This is a genomic window from Mesorhizobium sp. WSM2561, assembly GCF_000513915.1.
Taxonomy (GTDB): Bacteria; Pseudomonadota; Alphaproteobacteria; order Rhizobiales; family Rhizobiaceae; genus Mesorhizobium; species Mesorhizobium muleiense.
This window is the reverse complement of sequence record NZ_AZUX01000001.1, coordinates 298,410-316,175: the sequence shown is the minus strand read 5'-3', so window position 1 is coordinate 316,175 and position 17,766 is coordinate 298,410. Positions and strand designations below refer to the sequence as shown.

Below are 17,766 nucleotides of genomic sequence, written 5' to 3'. Positions count from 1 at the left end.
AACCGTCGGCAGACTGCCGGCGCCGCGTGTGGCTGCGAAGTTGCCGAACCCATTTTGGACGGCCCCAGGACGCTAGCCCGCGGCAGCGGCCAGGATCGTGCGGCGAACGACCGTCTCCAGCACTGGCACCTTGTAGCCGTTCTTCGCCAGCGGCGTAGCGCCGGCCACCGCGGCACGGGCCGCCTGTCGCGCCAAGTCGTCGGTAAGCCTGTTGCCGATGAGGAGACGTTCGCTCTCGACGGCGCGGCGAAGCGTTGGTGCGACCCATCCCATGACGATCGAAGCATTTTGCACTGTCTGGCCCTCCATCGTCAGCACCACCGCCACATCGCAGATCGGCCAGTCGTAGCTGTCGCGCTCGGTCTGCTTGCGGTAGGCGGCCTTCGCCCCGGCGTTCAGCGGCGGAACGATCACGCGCGTCATAACCTCGCCAGTCTCGATCCTGGCATCGTGAGCGCGCTGCATTTCGGGTGGCAAGAAGAAATCCGAGAGCTTCACGACGCGTGAGCCGTTGGCGCCGCCGGCAAGTTCGGCGCTTGCATCATAGGCGACCAGTGCCGTCGCCGGCGTCGAGGCGTGGACCATCGCGTTTTTGTCGTTGTCGAAGATCGCGTGATGCTGGTTCTCGTCAGCGCCCCTGCTCCCCATCTCATCTGCACCTTCGCCATGGAAATGATCGTGCCGAAAATACCAGCAGCGCGGCCGCTGCAGCAGATTGCCCCCGATCGTTGCGGCGTTGCGGACCTGCGGCGTCGCCGCATGCCCGGCAGCATCCGACAGTGCCAAGTAGCGCGCGCGGATCTGTGGATCGTTGTCGATGCGGTCCAGCGTCACAAGCGCGCCGAGCGACAGCCCGTTTTCCGTGTCGACTTCGTCGAGACCGCGGATGGTCTTCAGATTTACAAGTCGCATCGGCGCTAGAATCCCTTCCTTCATCAAGTCCAGAAGGTCGATCCCGCCCGCCTTGGCGATGACGGGGCGTTGCTCGGTGCTTTCGGCAAGCAGACCTGCTGCCTGCTCGACCGTCGTGGCATCCACCCATTCGAAGCTGTTCATGGCCATGATGGACTCCTTCTGGCCGATCTCAGGCGCTGAGCGTCGCCAGCACATTTGCCGGGTTCATCGGCAAAGTGCGGATCCGCTTTCCGGTGGCGTTGTAGAATGCATTGGCGATCGCGGCGCTGGTCGCCACATTGCTTGCCTCGGCGATGCCTCGCGCGTCGGTCGACGACTGCGCCCCGATCTGCTCCATGAGCAGCACCTCGATCGCCGGAGTCTCGCGTGATCCGACCATCTTATATTGATCGACATTGGCGTTGAGTTGATGGCCGCTCGCCGCGTCCATGATGCGGTCCTCGTAGATCGCGTAGCTGACACCCTGGATGATGCCGCCGATCACCTGGCTCTCGACCAGTTTGGGGTTGATCGGCCTGCCGCAATCGCTGGCAGCGACGATGCGCTCGACCTTGACCACGCCGGTCTCGACATCGACCGCCACCTCGGCGAATTGGACACCGCCCAGCCCATGCCGGCTGATGGAGAGCTCTCCCGGCACCGCAAATCCCTCATAGTCGTCGTGCCGCTTGGCGAGTTTCGAGATTTCGCCGAATTTGGCTTCCTTGGCTGCATCCTTGAGCGGCCTTGCGGCCCCTTCCTTGCCGCGGACGCCCACCTTGCCGTCGGCGAAAAAAATGTCATCGGGATCGGCGTCGTCGAAAAGCGGTGCGAGGCGCGCCGCCAGGTCGCGTGCCGCCGCATAGGCCGCATTGCGGGCAGGCGCGGTCACCGACGCAGTCACCCGGCTGCCGCCGGACGGCGGTCCCCACGGGAACCGCGTGTCGCCGATAAAGACGCCGATGTCCTCGGCATTGAGGCCGAACTCCTCTGCAACCACCTGGGCAAGCACAGTCCGCGTGCCGGTGCCGACATCCTGCGTGCTGTTGTAGACGGAGACCGACCCGTCATCGGCGACCCGCACCTCCACCGTCGTCGGAGGGCTGACGACATACACCCACTGCGCCTGCGCCATGCCAATCCCCCGCTTGATCGGCCCGGCGTCGGCGTTCGGCGGACGCCGGCGGCTCCAGCCGAACCGCTCGGCCGCGACCTTGCGTTCATGTGCCCGTGCAAGCATGTCGTCGGTGGGCTTTGTGTCGATGCGATCGCGCAGGATCAGCGGGTCGAGTTGCAGCCGATCCGCGAGTTCGTCCATCGCCTGCTCGAGCGAGAAGATGCCCTGCACCTGTCCAGGTGCGCGGAAAGCCGCGCACGGGCCGGCATTCGTGAACACGTCATACTGCTCGGTGCGCATGTTCGGGCACGGATATAGCGCATTGTAGCAGAAGCCTATGCCGGCGCCCCCAGCGATGCCGCCGGTGCCCCAGCTTATGACGTCGATGGCGGTAAGGGTGCCATCTTGTTTGGCGCCGATCCGTACGCGCTGCAAGCTGTTGGGGCGATTGCCCGCCGAAACATGCTCTTCACGGCGGTCCAGCATCATGCGCACGGGCGCGCCGGCCTTTTGCGACAAATGAATGGCGAGGAGGCCGAAATTGTTGATCCCATATTTGGCGCCGAAACCGCCGCCGGTGAAGTCGCTGATTACCCGGATCTTGCTCTTCGGCAGATCGAAATATTCGGCGGCCTCATCGCGCACGCTGTGCGTGTGCTGCGTGGAGGCATAAATCGTCAACCCGTCATCCTGCCAATCCGCGACGATGCCATGTGTTTCCATCGGCACATGAGTCTGAACCTGCGTGCGATATTCGGCCTCGACGATCACGTCCGCCTCCGCCAGGCCCTGGTCGATATCGCCCGTGGGCGTCATACCCGGCATGCCGAAGTTGGGACCGCGCACATTGCCCTTCTGCGGCAAGCCTTCCGGTGCGCCGCCGCCGCCGGCCGTTGATGGCTGCTCGACCGGTCCTGGAAAGACGATCGGTGCCTCGTCGTCCATTGCCGCATCGAGGTCAGTGACATGCGGCAAGCGCTCGTATTCGACCTTGACGAGCTTCGCCGCCTGGTCGGCGATCCGCTGCGTCTCGGCGGCGACCGCGGCAACGGTCTGGCCGGCGAAGCGGACCGTCGGGTATTTGTTGCGGGCCTCGGCGTCCGGATCGCGAAGCCTGGCGGATTGCAGCAGTGTCTCGAGCACATGTACAGCACGGACGCCGGGGTAACGCTCAGCCGCCGAGGTGTCGATCGAGATCACCCTGGCATGCGGCCATGGGCAGACGATCTGCCGTGCGTAGAGCATTCCCGGCAGTTGCACGTCGAATGTGTATTTCGCCGCGCCCGTCACCTTCTGCACGGCATCGAGCCGCGGGATTGACTTGCCGATGGAGCGCAGTTCGGCGTTCACTGGCAACTGCGGCGGCTCATCGTCCGGCACCTGCCGAGTCACCTGCCTCGTCTCCTGCCCGACGATACCGTAGAGCAAGGACCGGGGCCGTAACGAAGGCCGGTCGGCCCGTGCCTGATTTTCGGTAGCCATCAGGTGCCCCTCCTCCGATTCTCGCCGGCGACGGCGAGCACTGCCGCAAAGATGTTCGGATAGGTGCCGCAGCGGCACAGGTGACCGCTTATCGCGGCCTTCACCTCGTCGATGCCGGCGTCGGGTTTACGATCTATGAGTGCTGCGCAACTCATTACCATTCCGGGCGTGCAGAATCCGCATTGAAGGGCGTCATGCTCGACGAACGCCTGCTGCACCGGATGAAGCTTGCCGCCCTCGGCCAGCCCCTCGATCGTGGTGATGTTCCTGCCCCGGGCGTCGAGCGCCAGCGTCATGCAACTGCTGGCAGGCTGACCGTCGAGCCAGACCGTGCAGGCAGAACAGGCTCCGCGATCGCAGCCGATTTTGGTGCCGGTCAGGCCGAGGTGATTGCGAAGGACGTCGACCAGCGTGGTGGCGGGTTCCGCCTGCACCGGGACCCGTCGTCCATTTATCGTGAGATCGATCGGGATCAGACCAGGGCCAAGCACTTCGTTGGCATCGTCCTGCATAGAACTATCAACGGCTGCCTGCGCTGCCCCTGCTTCCAGCAACGCCGCCCCTACGGCCGAGGTGCCACCGTGCTTCAGGAACGTCCGACGAGAGATGCCCGATCTCGTGGATCCCGGAACTTGACTGCGGCTCAATTCTGCCATGCTGTACCTCCGGATTTGTTACAGCGGTTACCAAAACTAGGGTGATCGGATCAGCACCAAGCTAGGGGACCGATCGATTCGTGCCAGACGCCATCACAACGAAGTGACCGTCGAGGCGATCGCGACGCTGGGCATGCCGGTCCGGCGGCCCGTGCTGCTACCGAGCCTGCTGCGAGAAGAAGTATCGGCTTGAATCCGAACTCACCAAACCCGCCATCGAGAAGCCGGAATAGCGAATCGCGTGGTAACCTGGGGTGAGTGAGCAGATTGGTCGTCCGGGGTCAGTTCTCGGGGTTCGAGTCCAAATCGCGGCGCCAAATCGAGCTGGAAAATGCAATAAAATCAAAAGCTTAAATTATTGGTGGGCCCGGAGGGACTCGAACCCCCAACCAAGCGGTTATGAGCCGCCGGCTCTAACCATTGAGCTACAGGCCCCACACGCGGCTGGATTAATGTTTTTCCCCGAACCGCACAAGGCTTTCCGGATGGGCTGGCCGAAATCGTCCAAATCCGCCCATATTCCGACATTAGAGCGACGTGCGTCCACTTAGACGCGCAAAAACGCTCTAACGCTTTGAATCTACGCAATCGCGCTTCCCGAAATCGATTCCGATTCTTGGGCCGATGCGGTAGTCGACAAGCGCGACTGGATCGCAGACCGAGGAGATTTTTATGACCAGACATCTTTTGCCCTTGGCGCTCGCCGCCGCAATCGCTTTTCCGGCGATGGCCGGCGCGGCCGATTCGCCGCCGCCGCCCCGCATCGTCGTCACTGGCGAAGGCGAAGCGACCGCGGCCCCCGATCTGGCGCTGCTGACGCTCAGCGTCATGCGCGAGGCCAAGACCGCGCGTGCCGCGCTCGATGCCAACAACGACGCCATGGCATCGGTGATCGCCGCAATGAAGTCGGCCGGCATCAAGGAGCGCGACCTGCAGACAGCCGGCATCCAGATCAGCCCGCGCTACAATTATACCAACAAACCGGACGGCAGCCAGGAGGCCGAACTCATCGCCTACCAGGTGACCAACACGCTTTCGGTGCGCATCCGCGATATCGACAAGACAGGCGAGATTCTCGACAAGGCGGTATCGCTCGGCGTCAACCAGGGCGGCGGCATCTCGTTCTCCAACGAGGATCCAACGGCAACTGTCACCGAAGCCCGCAAGAAGGCGGTCGCCGACGCCATGGCCAAGGCCAGGACGCTGGCCGAAGCTGCCGGGGTCAGCATCGGGCGGGTGCTGGAAATCACCGACCAGAACGTCGCGCCGCCGCCGATACCGATGACCGCCAAGGCCTTTGATGCGGCCCGCGAATCCGTTCCGGTGCAGGCTGGCGAGAATTCCTACACGGTGCAGGTCACAGTCACTTTTGAATTGAAGTGACCGCCACCTGAAGGCGGCTGTTGCGGCAACGTGGACTTTGCTGCATTAAAAAAACCCCCGAGGACTGGTCCTCCGGGGTTTTTTCGAGCCGCACCCTTCTATCTCAGGGGGCTCGCTCTACTCCAGACCGACCTTCGCAGAAGGTCATGTCCCTAAAACTGACCTTCGCAGAAGGTCATCATGCTACCAAGCAGGCCGTTGCCGGTAGGCAACGTGCCGAACGCTTACCGGTAGAGGACCGGGCAGCCGCGCTCATTGGCGAACACGACCACGACGCGGTCGCCATACTGGCGGCCCGCAACTTTCACCGTGCGGCGGCCGACGTCGATGATACGGGCACGGCGCAGACCCATGCGCTCTGCCTTGCCGAGAGCACGGTTTGGCGAGCAGGACCGGCGCCAGTCGCGTTCGCGGCGGCGTTCGCGGTAGTAACCATCGTCACCCTCGCCGGAATAGACGCCAACGCGCGGTTCGTCATTGTTGCCGAAGCCGAGGTAGATGCTGTCTGCATGGGCTGTGGCGGGAATGGCGGCAAGCGTGCCGAGGCCGATAAGCGCCGAAAGGGCCGCCGTCTTGATCGTGTTGAACATGTCTTCTCTCCTTGTTCAGGGCTTCCGCCCGCCTTTGATCGAACCAAAGTGTCTTGGTCGAACCGATGGCGAGGAGAATGCGCTTGCGTACCTGAACTTTTTACGAACCGGCCGTTCATTTCTGGTTCATGTAGAAACAAGCAATTGCGCAGTCTTCTCGGCTTTCCGGTTCTGAACACTCCGGTGGGTTCTGAACCATTTGGGTGGAAAACGCGCTGTCGGGCAGCCGGTTCCGGTTCCTGAAGGCCTGTCGCTAGGGCTCGTCGTCCAGCATGTGCTCGAAATAGTCGTCGGGCTCGGCAAGATCGGTCTCGCTGGCGCTGACCCGGCCCCGCATCGAGATGCCGGCCTCATGCACCGTCTCGGCGCTGCCTGACACCAGCCTGTGCCACCAGTAGAGATCGTGGCCCTCGGCGACCAGCCGGTAGGCGCAGGTCTTGGGCAGCCAACTGATGGTGCGCACATTCTGCGGCGTCAGACCGACGCAGTCCGGGACACGCGCCAGCCGGTTGACATAATCGGAGCAGCGGCAAGTTTCGGCGTCGAACAGCCGGCAGCCGACGCTCGTCCAGTAAATCGCGCCGGTGTCTTCGTCCTCGAGTTTCGACAGGCAGCATTTGCCGCAGCCGTCGCAAAGCGATTCCCACTCGGCCGGGGTCATCGCCTCGAGTGTCTTGATTTTCCAGAACGGCGTTTCCATCGACGGGATGTGGCCCCTGGCCGGGTGAAGGTCAAGCACCGCAACAGACGCAGACCCGGCCAGCACCATAGGCCGGCACCATAGGAATAACACGAAGTCGCCTTCAAAACGCCGGCCAATTGCCCTTCGTAGCCGTTAATGCCCGCTAACCGGAACCAATCCGGTTGATGAACAGTTTGGGCCGGGATGGGACGCCAAAGGAGGATTTTTAATGAAACGCCAACCACGGATTCTGGCAGGCACGGCACTTGGCCTGCTGATGGCGTCCGCGCCGTTGGGCGCATTCCCGTTGCAGGGCAGCGCCGCGTTCGACCCACCGCAGAGTACCGCCACGCCGTTGATCCCCGTGCAATCGAATTGCCCCGAAGGCGAGTCGGCGGAAGGCTGCGCACAGCAGGCGGAACCGGAGCAGAAGCCTCGCAAGAAGCGCGAGGAACAGGCCGCGCCTTCCGGCGAGGAGCAGCAGGGCGGTCAGCGCAGGAAGAAGCGCGAGCAGCAACAGCAGGAGGAAGCCGCACCCGCCGAACGGGCCGCACCTGCGAGCGACGAACAGCCCGAGCCGCGCAGAAAGAAGCGTGACCGGCAACAGCAGGAGGAAGCCGCACCGGCCGAACGGCCCGCCGAGCAGGCCGCACCTGCCAGCGACGAACAGCCCGAGCCGCGCAGGAAGAAGCGTGACCGGCAACAGCAGGAGGAAGCAGCACCTGCCGAAAAGCCCGCCGAGCAGGCCGCACCTGCCAGCGACGAACAGCCAGAACCGCGCAGAAAGAAGCGCGACCGGCAACAGCAGCAGGAAGCCGAGCAGGCTGCGCCTCGCGAAAACGCCGCGCCTGCAAATGACAACGAGCAGGTCACGCCGCGCAGGAAGAAGCGGGAGCAGGATCAGCAGATCGAAGCCGCACCATCCGAACAGCCAGCCAGGAAGGAAGCCGGCGAGCAGGACGAGCCGCTTCCGACCGACCAGCAAACGGCTCCCGCCGAGGGCGACAAGCCCCGGGATCAGGCTAAGGACCGTGGCAAGAAGCCTATCGGCGAACAGCCGGTGACAGGCGAGCAGCCCTCAACCGGCGAGCAGCCCGCCGAGCGCGAACAGGCCGCGCCCGCCGAAGGCGAAGGTCCGGCCCAGGGCGAGGCTCCCGTGTTCGACAGCCAGAAGGATGCCGTGCGCAAGCGCAGGGGCGGCAGGGACAACGCGCAAGAAACCGGCGGCCAGGACGCCGCTGGTCAGCCCACCCAGCAGAACGGCGAGCAGGCGGAAGCCCCGAGGCCGGCTCCGGTCGACCAGGGACCGCCGCCCACCGACGACAGGGCGGCCCAGCAGGCGATCAAGCTTGAGAGGATGGTTCGGGCGACGGAGGAAAAGGGCAGACGCGTTGAGCGTGCGCCCGACGAGGAAAACATTCGCCGCCGCCGTGAACGCCCGCGCGGGGTCGACGTCGTCAGGGAACTGGGCGACCGCGTCATCCTCCAGTTCAACAACCAGACGATCGTGGAAAGCGACGATGCGCCGCGCATGCGGCGTGGCGCGCGGAACGTCTACTATGAGGAGTTGTCGAGCAATCGCACCCGGGAAATCGTCGAGCGTGACAATGGTATCCAGATCGTCACCATCCGCAACCGCTACGGCGACGTCGTCCAGCGTTCACGCATCGCGCCCGACGGACGCGAATATGTGCTGAGCTATGTCGACGAGCGACACTATGAGGACGATGGCGACTGGCGCGATCCAGGCGACGATCTGCCGCCGATTCGGATCGACATTCCGCGCGAGGAGTACATTCTGGATTCCGAGGAGGTCGAGGATCCGGACGACTACTATACCTTCCTTGAACAGCCGCCGGTGGAGAGGGTGCAGCGCCTCTACTCGATCGACGAGGTCAAGCGCTCGGCCCGCGTGCGCGACATCGCCCGCCGCATCGACCTCGACACGCTGAACTTCGAATTCGGTTCAGCCTCGATCCCCGAAACCGAGGTGCAGAAACTGGAAGGCGTCGCCAGCGCCATGGAGAAGCTGCTCGAGAAGAACCCGGCGGAAACCTTCCTGATCGAAGGCCATACCGATGCCGTCGGCAAGCCGGAGGCGAACCTCGCTCTGTCCGACCGTCGCGCAGAGGCAGTCGCCGAAGCCCTGAGCAATGCCTTCAGCATCCCGCCGGAAAACCTGACGACACAGGGCTATGGCGAGGAGTATCTCAAGGTCGATACGTCGGAGCCGGAGCGCGAGAACCGTCGCGTCGCCATTCGCCGCATCACCTCGCTGGTGGCGCCGGTCGCCAGCGCGAATTAACTCGCAGTTTCAGAAACCTGAACTGGTTTCTGGAATCTATGCGGGAAGACATAGCCCACCCCGGTTTCTCCGGGTTGGGCAATTTCCGGCAATGAGCCGAGGTTGAAGGAGAATGTAGGTCGCGATTTAACCAGGCATTGAATCGCGAGGTCGTCCACCCCAGATTCTGGCTAGGGCTTCCCTGCCCTGTCCCGACTCCAGCGGGACACATGAGCCCCGCCGGTATCCCCTCGCCGGCGGGGTTTTGTTTTCGGCTTCGGTTGGGAAACGAGGGCTATGCCGGTGCCAGTCAGTAGATATTTTTCACGTTGGTTTTCGAATTCGCAAACACCTCGTCGGGCACGAAGAAGTCACCGGCGAGCGGGCCTGTCGCATCAGGCGCATAGATTGAAAAATCGCTGACGCTCTCGGCGCGCAGCACCTCCTCGTCGATGTAGAAATTGCCGGTCGCTTCGCGCGACGGCCTGAGCAGGATCGCATGCGCGGCATCGGCCATGATATCGGGCGAACGGCTCATCGCCGCCACTGTCGCCCCGCCCAGAATATTGCGTACCGCTGCCGTATCGATCGTCGAGATCGGCCACAGTGAATTGACGGCGATGCCGTCCCTGGCGAACTCCGCGCTCATGCCCAGCGTGCACATCGACATGCCGAATTTGGCCATCGTATAGGCGACATGGTTCTTGAACCATTTGGCCTTCATGTCGAGCGGCGGCGCCAGATTCAAGATGTGAGGATTGTCGGCCAACTTCAGGTGCGGAATGCACATTTTGGAAACCAGGAACGTGCCGCGTGTGTTGATCTGGTGCATCAGGTCATAGCGCTTCATGTCGGTTTCCAGCGTGCCGGTGAGTTGGATGGCGCTGGCATTGTTGATGCAGATGTCGATGCCGCCGAATTTTTCGACGGTTCTGGCGACCGCCTCGGCCACCTGCCCCTCCTCGCGTATGTCGCACAGCATCGGCAATGCCTTGCCGCCGGCCTGCTCGATCTCCTCAGTCGCCGTATAGATCGTGCCCGGCAGCTTCGGGTGGGGCTCGGCGGTCTTGGCCGCGATGGTCACATTGGCGCCGTCGCGCGCGGCGCGCAGCGCGATCGCCAGCCCGATGCCGCGCGACCCGCCGGAGATGAACAGCGTCTTTCCCTTGAGCGACATGTCTTGCGCCTCCGTTGCAAATCGGTTGGTCGCGATCCTTGCCCCGTGCCGTCGCCGGATACAAGAGCGGGGCGCATCGAGAGATGGTGACGCTGCGGAGCCGCCACGAAATCCAATGGTCTCAACGGCCGAGTAATACATATTCTGTAAAAAGAGGTTGAATATAGAATGGCCCTGTCGATCAAGAACACGGAAGTCGAGTAATTGGCGCGGGAACTTGCCCGCCGCCGTCGCGTGTCGGTGACGGAAGCGATCCGTCAAAGCCTCGAGCGCGAGGTTGCGCGCGAGCGGCTTGTGCCGCGCGACGAGCCCGACGACCTTTTCAGCGCCTGATGGCGATCGCCGAAAGAGCCGCGCAGGTACCGAAACGCCAAGATGCGATGACCGACGTCGAAATCCTCGGCTACGACGAACTCGGAATCCCGACGCGATGATCATCGACTCCTCTGCCTCGTCGTTATTTCACGTGCGGAACCAGGCGACGATTTCCGGCTGACGGATATCGAACCGGCTGTGTAGTCCACCGTCAGACCAGCACCAGGCCTTGCCGCATGGCGATGGCGATGGCGTCGGTGCGGTTGGCCGCACCTAGCTTGATCAGGATCGCCGCGACGTGGAACTTCGCCGTATGCACGGAAATGTTCAGGCGCCGCGCAATCACCTTGTTGGGCGCGCCCTCGGCCAAAAGCGCCAGCACTTCGCTCTCGCGCGGCGACAGCACCGGCCGGCCGGCGCTGTCGCCGACCGGCTCCTCGTCGGAGAGATCGTCGTCATGGAAGGCGAAATCGTCATGTCGATCGGACAAGGGGCGGCCCTCGCCCGAGATCCGATAGCCAGCCGCCGCCAGTCGCGCGGCGGCAGCGATCAGCAGATCGTCAGCTGCCGCCGGCAGTACGGCAAACACGGTATCGGCCGGCCGCTGCCGGCTCGCTCGTTGCGACAGGAGCACCCGAGGTATCGCGGGATCGTTGGGCCCGCCTTCCAGGTCCCCTCTTTCCAGGTAAACGCCATCGACGATCGCGACATCCGCTCTGTCGGCTCTATTTCTGCTACCGGCCACAATCGGCAGCAGATCGCCGGTCGCGGCAAGCGCGGTGGACAGGTGCTCGGCGCGCACGACGTCGTCGAGCGCGATCAGCACCGTCAGCCGCCGCCCCGTGATCCCGTGGCTTGCCATCGATCTTCTCAGTTCAGCGGCTTTTCGCCGATGGTCAGCACGACGTCGCGCCGTTCGCCGCCGCGCACCACGCCGAGCGTCACCGACGCGCCGGCGCTGTCCGGCCCGAGCCTGCGGATCAGCTCGCGCGGGCCATGCACGGCTTCGCCGTTCCACGACACGATGATGTCGCCAAGATGCAGGCCGGCCGCCTTCGCCGGGCCATTGTCGTCGAGGCTCATCACCATCGCGCCATGGGTGTCGCCGTTGCGGATTGGATGCAGGCCGGCGCCGAGATAGCCGCGCGCGACATGGCCCTTCTCGCGCAGCGTCGCCACCGCCCGTTCGATCGTCTCGTAAGGCATCACCAGCGCCCGCCGGCGCGGCCCGAACAAAAGCATGCCGATCAGTGCGCCCTTGGCGTCGAGCACCGGGCCGCCCTCGAAACGGCCGCCGGCATTGACGGCCAGATTGATGCGCCGGTCGATCGTGCCGCCGCGCATCGAGCGCCAGGCCGGACCGACCTCACCAACCGTGCCGAATGCGGCGAGCGACGCACCGTCGCTATTGCCGACGGCAATGGCCAGATGGCCCGGCCGCGCCGTGCCTGCCTTGGTCAGCGGCGGCACGTCCGGCGCGCCGGCCGGCTTCAGAAGGGCGGTCCCGGTGGATGGATCGCGGCCGACCAGCTCGGCCTTCACCTTGTCGCCCGAAGAAAGCGTCAGCTCAATCTCCTCGCCGGCCTCCACCGCCTCCTCGGCAGCGACAAAATAGCCGTCGCGCCAATGAAAGGCGGTCGCGGTGCGATGCTGATGCGTGGCGAAGCTCGCCGTGGCCGGCGCCGCTGCGGCGGCGATATCGGCGATGGCGTCGGAAAATGCGCTCAGATTGAAGTCGCTCATGTCGGTCTCCTGGGTCTTTTTCGCATCGGCCCGAAAATCGGCATCGATTTTCGGAAAGCACGATGCGAGAACTCAAAGTCTTAGAGCGTACTTTGAGCCTCCAATGGACGCTCGTCGCTCTACCCCAGATATCGCTCGGCAGCGCGTTGGCGGGTACTCGCCTGACGGCTAGTTGGGCGCTGGACTGGCCATCTGGTCAGGTCGCGGCCGATCCGGCCGCTTCGCACATATAGGCATCCTTCATCTTGCTCTAAAGACACGGAGCCCTGCCATGTCCCTCCCCGCCCAGCAATTGCAGTTCGATGATGCGCTGCTCGACGATTATTCGGCAACTGTCGCTGATGCCGTGGACCGCATCGGTCCCGCCGTCTGTCGCATCGAGCGCGTCGGTGGCGCCGGCGGCCAGGGCTCCGGCTTCGTCATCACACCGGATGGGCTGGTCGTCACCAATTTCCACGTCGTCGGCGATGCCCGCAGCGTCCGTGTTACGATGCCGGACGACGTCTCCAGAGAAGGCCGTGTTCTCGGCCGCGACCCCGACACCGACATCGCGCTGGTGCGTGCCGACGGCAGCTTTGCCGATATTGCGCCGCTCGGCGATTCCAAGCGCCTGCGGCGCGGCCAGATCGCCATTGCCATCGGCAACCCGCTCGGCTTCGAATGGACCGTCACATCAGGTGTCGTCTCGGCGCTCGGCCGCTCGATGCGTGCCTCCACCGGCCGGCTGATCGACGATGTCATCCAGACCGACGCAGCGCTCAACCCCGGCAATTCCGGCGGACCGCTGGTGTCGTCGGCGGGCGAGGTTATCGGCGTCAACACCGCCATGATCCATGGCGCGCAAGGCATCGCCTTCGCGGTTGCCTCCAACACCGCCAATTTCGTCATTTCCGAGATCATCCGCTTCGGCCGCGTCCGCCGCGCCTTCATCGGTGTCTCCGCCGATACGACAAATCTGCCGCGCCGTGCCGCCCTTCTGTCGCAAGTGTCGAGCAGCACGGCTGTGCGCCTGCGCAGTGTCGAGGCGAACAGCCCGGCGGCCAAGGCCGGGCTCAGGGAAGGCGACGTCATCGCCGCCATCGACGGCCGCCCGGTCACCGGCGTCGACGATCTGGTGCGCTTGCTCGATGCCGAGCGCATCGGTCGCGAAACACTGTGCACGGTAGTGCGCCGCTCCGGCATTGCTCAGGTCACGGTGATGCCGGAGGCGCGGGCCTGACAACTATCGCGGCGCAAACATCTGGCCAAGCAGCGAAACCAGCAGCACTGCCAGTTCGCCGGTCGGATCGAGGTCCGGATCGAAAATGGTCATGTCCATTCCGATGCAGCGCGGATCCGCCACCAGCGCCGCGAGGATGGCGACGAGATCGTCGGGATCGATGCCGGGACTGCCTGGTGAATCCACCGCCGGCATCACGGTCTGATCGAGCGCATCGACGTCGAAATGCACCCAATAGGGCCAGCCGGTTCGCGCCAGCGTGGTCCAGGTCTTTTCCAGGACCTTTGCCGCGCCGAGCGCCCGCACGGCAAAGACATCGATCAGCGTCATCGCGGTCGAATTGATGTCGGGCCAGGCGAAGTCGGGGTCGCGGTTCTCGCGTTCGCCGATCTGAATCACCTGTTCGTCCGCAACAAGCGGGCTCGCGATCTCAGGCCAGTCGGTCAGCAACCGCTCACCACGTCCGGTGGCGAGCGCAAGGTCCATGCCGGCGGCCGAGCCGAGTGAAGCATCGACGTCGTAATTGCCCGGATGGCGGAAATCGCTGTGGCCATCGACATGGACCAGTGCCAGCGGACCAGATCGCCGTGCGCCAGCCAGCGCGCCAAGCAGGACCGCGCAGTCGCCGCCGACGACCAGCGGGAACTCGCCTCGTCTCAGCGCGCCGGCAACAACTTCGGCAAGTCCGAGATTGAAGCTGCGTAACGCATTGCCGTTGCGCAGCCGGGTGCCCGGCTGCGGCTCCGTGCTATAGGCGGGCCGATCAAGATCAACCACTTTGAGGGCCGCAAGCGTCTCGATCAGGCCGGCTTCGGTCAACGCCTGCGGCGCACGCCACGTCCCCGGTATATGAGCCGGCCTCAGCGGACGGAGGCCAAGGTTTGAGGGCGCGCGGACAAGGCAGATTTCACGCATGGAATGGGCCCAGGCTGATGAGTTCAGCTTATACCGCAAAGACGTGGTGGCCACGCGGCTGGAGGCTTCAGGTGATATCTACAGACAATTCCTGCCAGCCGCTATCACGCTCAGGCCGCGGCGCCTTCAACAAACTGCTCCAGAAACTCGGCGCTCGGCGGGATCGGCTTGATCACGTCGATCAGCACGCCATTGGGGTCTTTTGTGATGAAATGGCGCTGGCCGAAGGCTTCGTCGCGGAGCGTTCGCAGGATCGGCAGGCCGGCGGCGATGACGCGCTCATAGATGGCATCCGGGTTCTTGACCTCGAAATTGATCAGCAGGCCGGAGGCACGGCCGCGCCCTTCCTCGGGGATCGTTTCATGATCGCCCTGGACGATGCCGAGATTGACGCGGCGATCCTCGGTTGATTGCAGATGCACATACCAGTCGCTCTCGAACAGCGGCTTGAAGCCGAAGTGCGTGACATAGAAGGCCTTGGTGCCGGCAACGTCGCCGGTCATCAGCACCGGGTAATAGCTTGTCGTCTTCATCTTTCCTTCTCCCGTCAGATAACATACAGTCTGCATGTAAATGCGCAGTAACATACAGGCTGCATGTATGCAACAGGAATCCACGCGCCGCTCCAACCGCGATCGCACCGAAGCGACGCGCGCCGACCTGATCGCCGCGGCGCGAAGTCTGTTCACCGAGAAGTCCTATGCGGAGACCGGCACGCCCGAGATCGTGGCTGCGGCCGGCGTCACCCGCGGCGCGCTCTATCATCACTTTGCCGACAAGCAGGCGCTGTTCGCCGCAGTGGTCGAGCAGGAGGCGGCGGCTGTGGCGGAAGAGATCGAGCGCGCTTCGCCGCCCTCGCTGTTTGCCCGCGATGCGCTGATCGCCGGCTCGGATGCCTATCTTACCGCCATGCGCGCACCCGGCCGCACCCGGCTGCTGCTGCTCGACGGGCCGGCCGTGCTCGGCCGCGCCGCCATGGACGAGATCGACAACCGCCACGGCAACCGCTCGTTGCGCGAGGGCCTGGTTGCAGCGATGCGCTCGCAGTCCATGATGAGATTGCCGGTGGAAGCGCTGACCGCGCTGCTTGCCGCCGCCTTCGACCGCGCGGCGCTCGCCATCGAAGCAGGCGCTTCGACCGAGGACTACCGCGCCGTTCTCATGGCGCTGATTGATGGGCTGTCGCCCCAGGCGCCTGGTTCGGCTCGAACTCGTTGAAACAGCCAAGCTGGCGCTTGAACTGGTCGATCAGCCAGGCCGCAGCCGGCTTCGGGCTGCGGTCGGCGCGGTGCATGGCATAAAGCGGCGAGCGGACTTCGCGATACGGCTCCAGATCGAGTTCCACCAGCCGGCCGTTGGCCACATCGTCAGCAATCAACCATCGCGGCAGTCCGCCCCAGCCCAACCCTTCGCGCATCAGCGCATGCTTGGTTCGCATGTCCGTAAGTCGCCAGGTGCGGTAGGCGTAGACGCCGTAGTCGCGCCCTTTGGTGCGCTCGGACTGGTCGCTGACGACAAGTTGGATGTGTTCGCGCACCTCCTCCAGCGGCACCGGCTTGGGAAGCAGCGCCAGCGGATGGCTTGGCGCGGCCGCCGGCACCATCGACATGAAGCCAATGCGCACAAGATGCGCGTCGACCTCGCCCAGCAGTCCGCCAATACCGAGATCGGCATGTCCATTGACGACATGATCGGGGATCAGCCCGAGCGTGCCGGCATGCAGGCGCAGCATCACGGTTGGAAATTGCGCCTCGAACGCCTTCAACACGCGCACCAGCACGGTGGAAGGCAGCGCCACATCGACCGACAGCGCGACTTCAGCCTCCAGGCCCTGTTTGTGGCTGTCGACGCGAGAGCGGATGCGCTGCAATACGCCGACCATGCGCCGCGCATCTTCCAGCGTCGCCCGGCCGACATCGGTCAGATGCGGCTCGCGCGTGCCCTCGCGCTCGAACAGTTTCAGCCCAAGCTGTGCCTCGAGATTGGCGATAGCGTAGCTGATGACCGACTGCGCTCGGTTGAGCTTGCGGCCGGCGGCGGAGAAACTGCCGGTGTCGGCGACGGTGACAAGGATATGAAGCTGATCGAGTGTCGGGTTTGGCTGCATCGTCATATCCACTATTTAGATGGAACATACATAAAATTTGCCGGTTTTTCAAATGGGTCAGCTCGCCCATATAGGTCGGGACAGTTCAGCCAACCCTGGAGACCCCGCCATGTCCATCCTTCTCGTCACATCCAGTCCGCGCGGCAATGCCTCGCATTCGACCCGCATCGCCACTGAACTTGCAGAAAAGCTGCTCGCCGCCGATCCTTCGGCCAAGCTGGTCGCACGCGATCTCGTCGCAAACCCGCTGCCGCACATCGATCCGGACTATTCGACCGGCATCTATACGCCCGCCGACGCCCGCACACAGCGCCAGGCCGAGGTCGTCGGCGTTTCCGACGGCGTGCTCGATGAACTGTTTGCGGCCGACACCATCATCCTGGCCACCGGATTCATCAATTTCGGCATCTCGTCGACGCTGAAATCCTGGGTCGACCACGTCTCCCGCACCGGCAAGACTTTCTCTTATGGCGAGAATGGCCCGAAGGGCCTCGTCACCGGCAAGAAGGTCTACATCGTCCTGGCCTCGGGCGGCATCTATTCGGAAGGCGCGGCCGTGCAGATGGATCACGCCATCCCTTATCTGCGCAGCGTGCTTGGCTTCATCGGCATGACCGACGTCGAAGTCATCCGCATCGAAGGCGTCGGCATGGGGCCGGACGCGGTCACTGCCGCTCTGGCCAAGGCATCAGCCAAGGTGGATGCTTTGGTGACATCGACCGTAAGCAAACAGGCTGCGGCGGCGGCGTAGGCCACCAGCCGTCGGTAACTCTAGAATAAAGGCAGGCGCCTGACAGGGCGCTTGCCTTGTTCGTTTTAAGATGCGCCGGAGACCGAACGGGTCTCACCCGAACATCTTCTCGCCCTGCTCGTCGACCAGCTGAATGCCCTTTTTGATCGAGATGTCGACAGCGTCGTCGAGCCCGGCAAAACGATCGGCGCGGATGAATTTGTGTTCCTTCACCACGCCGTCGATTTCCTTCGAAACCACGCCGCAGGTCTGGTATTGGCCTTCCGCCTTGTAGGGCGTGGCGCTGATCAAAAATCCCTTGTGCTCGATCTGCTTTGCCGGTGCAGCACTCTTTGGTTCGCCCGCATCACCGCCGCCACCGCCGAAAAGACGTTTCAGAAAAGACATGGGAGCGCCCTCCAACGGCAATCATCCTGCATCACATAGCGTGTTGCAGGATGATTTCACTAGC

The 17,766-nt window shown here is 63.8% G+C and carries 18 protein-coding genes and 1 tRNA gene; 6 read left to right on the top strand and 13 right to left on the bottom strand.

The genetic code is table 11. The annotated features are described in order from the left end of the window. Positions 1-72: 72 nt before the first annotated feature. From M727_RS0101630 to M727_RS0101615, 4 genes are all read right to left on the bottom strand, one after another. The gene (locus tag M727_RS0101630) at positions 73-1,062 is read right to left on the bottom strand and encodes an FAD binding domain-containing protein (protein ID WP_198032575.1); all 990 of its coding nucleotides are present in this window, start codon (positions 1,060-1,062) and stop codon (positions 73-75) included. 22 nt (positions 1,063-1,084) lie between these two features. Next, on the bottom strand, positions 1,085-3,493 hold the full coding sequence (locus tag M727_RS0101625) for a xanthine dehydrogenase family protein molybdopterin-binding subunit (protein WP_027151188.1): 2,409 nt from the start codon (positions 3,491-3,493) through the stop codon (positions 1,085-1,087). Next, positions 3,493-4,005 (bottom strand): (2Fe-2S)-binding protein, encoded by a 513-nt coding sequence (locus M727_RS35550; protein WP_023797555.1) that lies wholly within the window; start codon positions 4,003-4,005, stop codon positions 3,493-3,495. The genes M727_RS0101625 and M727_RS35550 overlap by 1 nt, the downstream gene beginning before the upstream one ends. Positions 4,006-4,508: 503 nt before the next feature. After that, a tRNA-Ile gene (locus M727_RS0101615) sits at positions 4,509-4,584 on the bottom strand. A gap of 237 nt (positions 4,585-4,821) precedes the next feature. Here M727_RS0101615 and M727_RS0101610 point away from each other — a divergent pair. Beyond that, entirely contained in the window at positions 4,822-5,532 is a 711-nt protein-coding gene (locus M727_RS0101610) for an SIMPL domain-containing protein (RefSeq protein WP_027151186.1), read from the top strand. A gap of 224 nt (positions 5,533-5,756) precedes the next feature. Here the strand turns inward: M727_RS0101610 and M727_RS0101605 are convergent, their stop codons facing one another. Beyond that, positions 5,757-6,122, bottom strand: coding sequence for a hypothetical protein (locus M727_RS0101605; RefSeq protein WP_027151185.1), 366 nt, complete (start codon positions 6,120-6,122; stop codon positions 5,757-5,759). A 253-nt stretch (positions 6,123-6,375) separates the two neighbouring features. Continuing rightward, positions 6,376-6,822: a YcgN family cysteine cluster protein gene (locus tag M727_RS0101600; protein ID WP_027151184.1), complete on the bottom strand. Its 447-nt coding sequence runs from the start codon at positions 6,820-6,822 to the stop codon at positions 6,376-6,378. A gap of 211 nt (positions 6,823-7,033) precedes the next feature. Between M727_RS0101600 and M727_RS0101595 the strand changes: the two genes are divergently transcribed. Further along, a complete protein-coding gene (locus M727_RS0101595; RefSeq protein ID WP_027151183.1) occupies positions 7,034-9,109 on the top strand; it encodes an OmpA family protein in 2,076 nt (691 codons plus the stop codon). A gap of 289 nt (positions 9,110-9,398) precedes the next feature. Here M727_RS0101595 and M727_RS0101590 read toward each other — a convergent pair whose 3' ends face one another. Then, complete coding sequence (locus M727_RS0101590) at positions 9,399-10,265, bottom strand: NAD(P)-dependent oxidoreductase (RefSeq protein ID WP_027151182.1); 867 nt, start codon at positions 10,263-10,265, stop codon at positions 9,399-9,401. Positions 10,266-10,469: 204 nt separating this feature from the next. On the opposite strand from M727_RS0101590, the gene M727_RS42850 reads away from it, so the two are divergent. Then, the gene (locus M727_RS42850; protein WP_245268325.1) at positions 10,470-10,598 is read left to right on the top strand and encodes a type II toxin-antitoxin system VapB family antitoxin; all 129 of its coding nucleotides are present in this window, start codon (positions 10,470-10,472) and stop codon (positions 10,596-10,598) included. A 193-nt stretch (positions 10,599-10,791) separates the two neighbouring features. Here the strand turns inward: M727_RS42850 and M727_RS0101580 are convergent, their stop codons facing one another. Continuing rightward, a complete protein-coding gene (locus tag M727_RS0101580) occupies positions 10,792-11,442 on the bottom strand; it encodes a helix-turn-helix transcriptional regulator (protein ID WP_027151181.1) in 651 nt (216 codons plus the stop codon). An 8-nt stretch (positions 11,443-11,450) separates the two neighbouring features. Beyond that, on the bottom strand, positions 11,451-12,323 hold the full coding sequence (locus M727_RS0101575) for a S1C family serine protease (protein WP_027151180.1): 873 nt from the start codon (positions 12,321-12,323) through the stop codon (positions 11,451-11,453). Positions 12,324-12,594: 271 nt separating this feature from the next. Here M727_RS0101575 and M727_RS0101570 point away from each other — a divergent pair, with 271 nt between their 5' ends. Next, a complete protein-coding gene (locus M727_RS0101570; protein ID WP_027151179.1) occupies positions 12,595-13,542 on the top strand; it encodes a trypsin-like peptidase domain-containing protein in 948 nt (315 codons plus the stop codon). A 3-nt stretch (positions 13,543-13,545) separates the two neighbouring features. Here M727_RS0101570 and M727_RS0101565 read toward each other — a convergent pair whose 3' ends face one another. Both M727_RS0101565 and M727_RS0101560 read right to left on the bottom strand, forming a co-directional pair. Beyond that, complete coding sequence (locus M727_RS0101565; RefSeq protein WP_198032574.1) at positions 13,546-14,457, bottom strand: arginase family protein; 912 nt, start codon at positions 14,455-14,457, stop codon at positions 13,546-13,548. A 110-nt stretch (positions 14,458-14,567) separates the two neighbouring features. Then, positions 14,568-14,990, bottom strand: a complete 423-nt coding sequence (locus M727_RS0101560) for a VOC family protein (protein WP_027151177.1) — start codon at positions 14,988-14,990, stop codon at positions 14,568-14,570. Between the two features lie 67 nt (positions 14,991-15,057). Between M727_RS0101560 and M727_RS0101555 the strand changes: the two genes are divergently transcribed. Continuing rightward, positions 15,058-15,675: a TetR/AcrR family transcriptional regulator gene (locus M727_RS0101555; RefSeq protein ID WP_027151176.1), complete on the top strand. Its 618-nt coding sequence runs from the start codon at positions 15,058-15,060 to the stop codon at positions 15,673-15,675. Here the strand turns inward: M727_RS0101555 and M727_RS0101550 are convergent. Beyond that, entirely contained in the window at positions 15,617-16,564 is a 948-nt protein-coding gene (locus M727_RS0101550) for a LysR family transcriptional regulator (RefSeq protein ID WP_027151175.1), read from the bottom strand. The two genes, M727_RS0101555 and M727_RS0101550, sit on opposite strands and share 59 nt — an antisense overlap. A gap of 109 nt (positions 16,565-16,673) precedes the next feature. On the opposite strand from M727_RS0101550, the gene M727_RS0101545 reads away from it, so the two are divergent. Then, positions 16,674-17,315 (top strand): FMN-dependent NADH-azoreductase, encoded by a 642-nt coding sequence (locus M727_RS0101545; RefSeq protein WP_027151174.1) that lies wholly within the window; start codon positions 16,674-16,676, stop codon positions 17,313-17,315. A gap of 93 nt (positions 17,316-17,408) precedes the next feature. On the opposite strand, the gene M727_RS0101540 is transcribed toward M727_RS0101545, so the two are convergent. Next, the gene (locus tag M727_RS0101540) at positions 17,409-17,702 is read right to left on the bottom strand and encodes an HlyU family transcriptional regulator (RefSeq protein ID WP_027151173.1); all 294 of its coding nucleotides are present in this window, start codon (positions 17,700-17,702) and stop codon (positions 17,409-17,411) included. Positions 17,703-17,766: the final 64 nt, after the last annotated feature.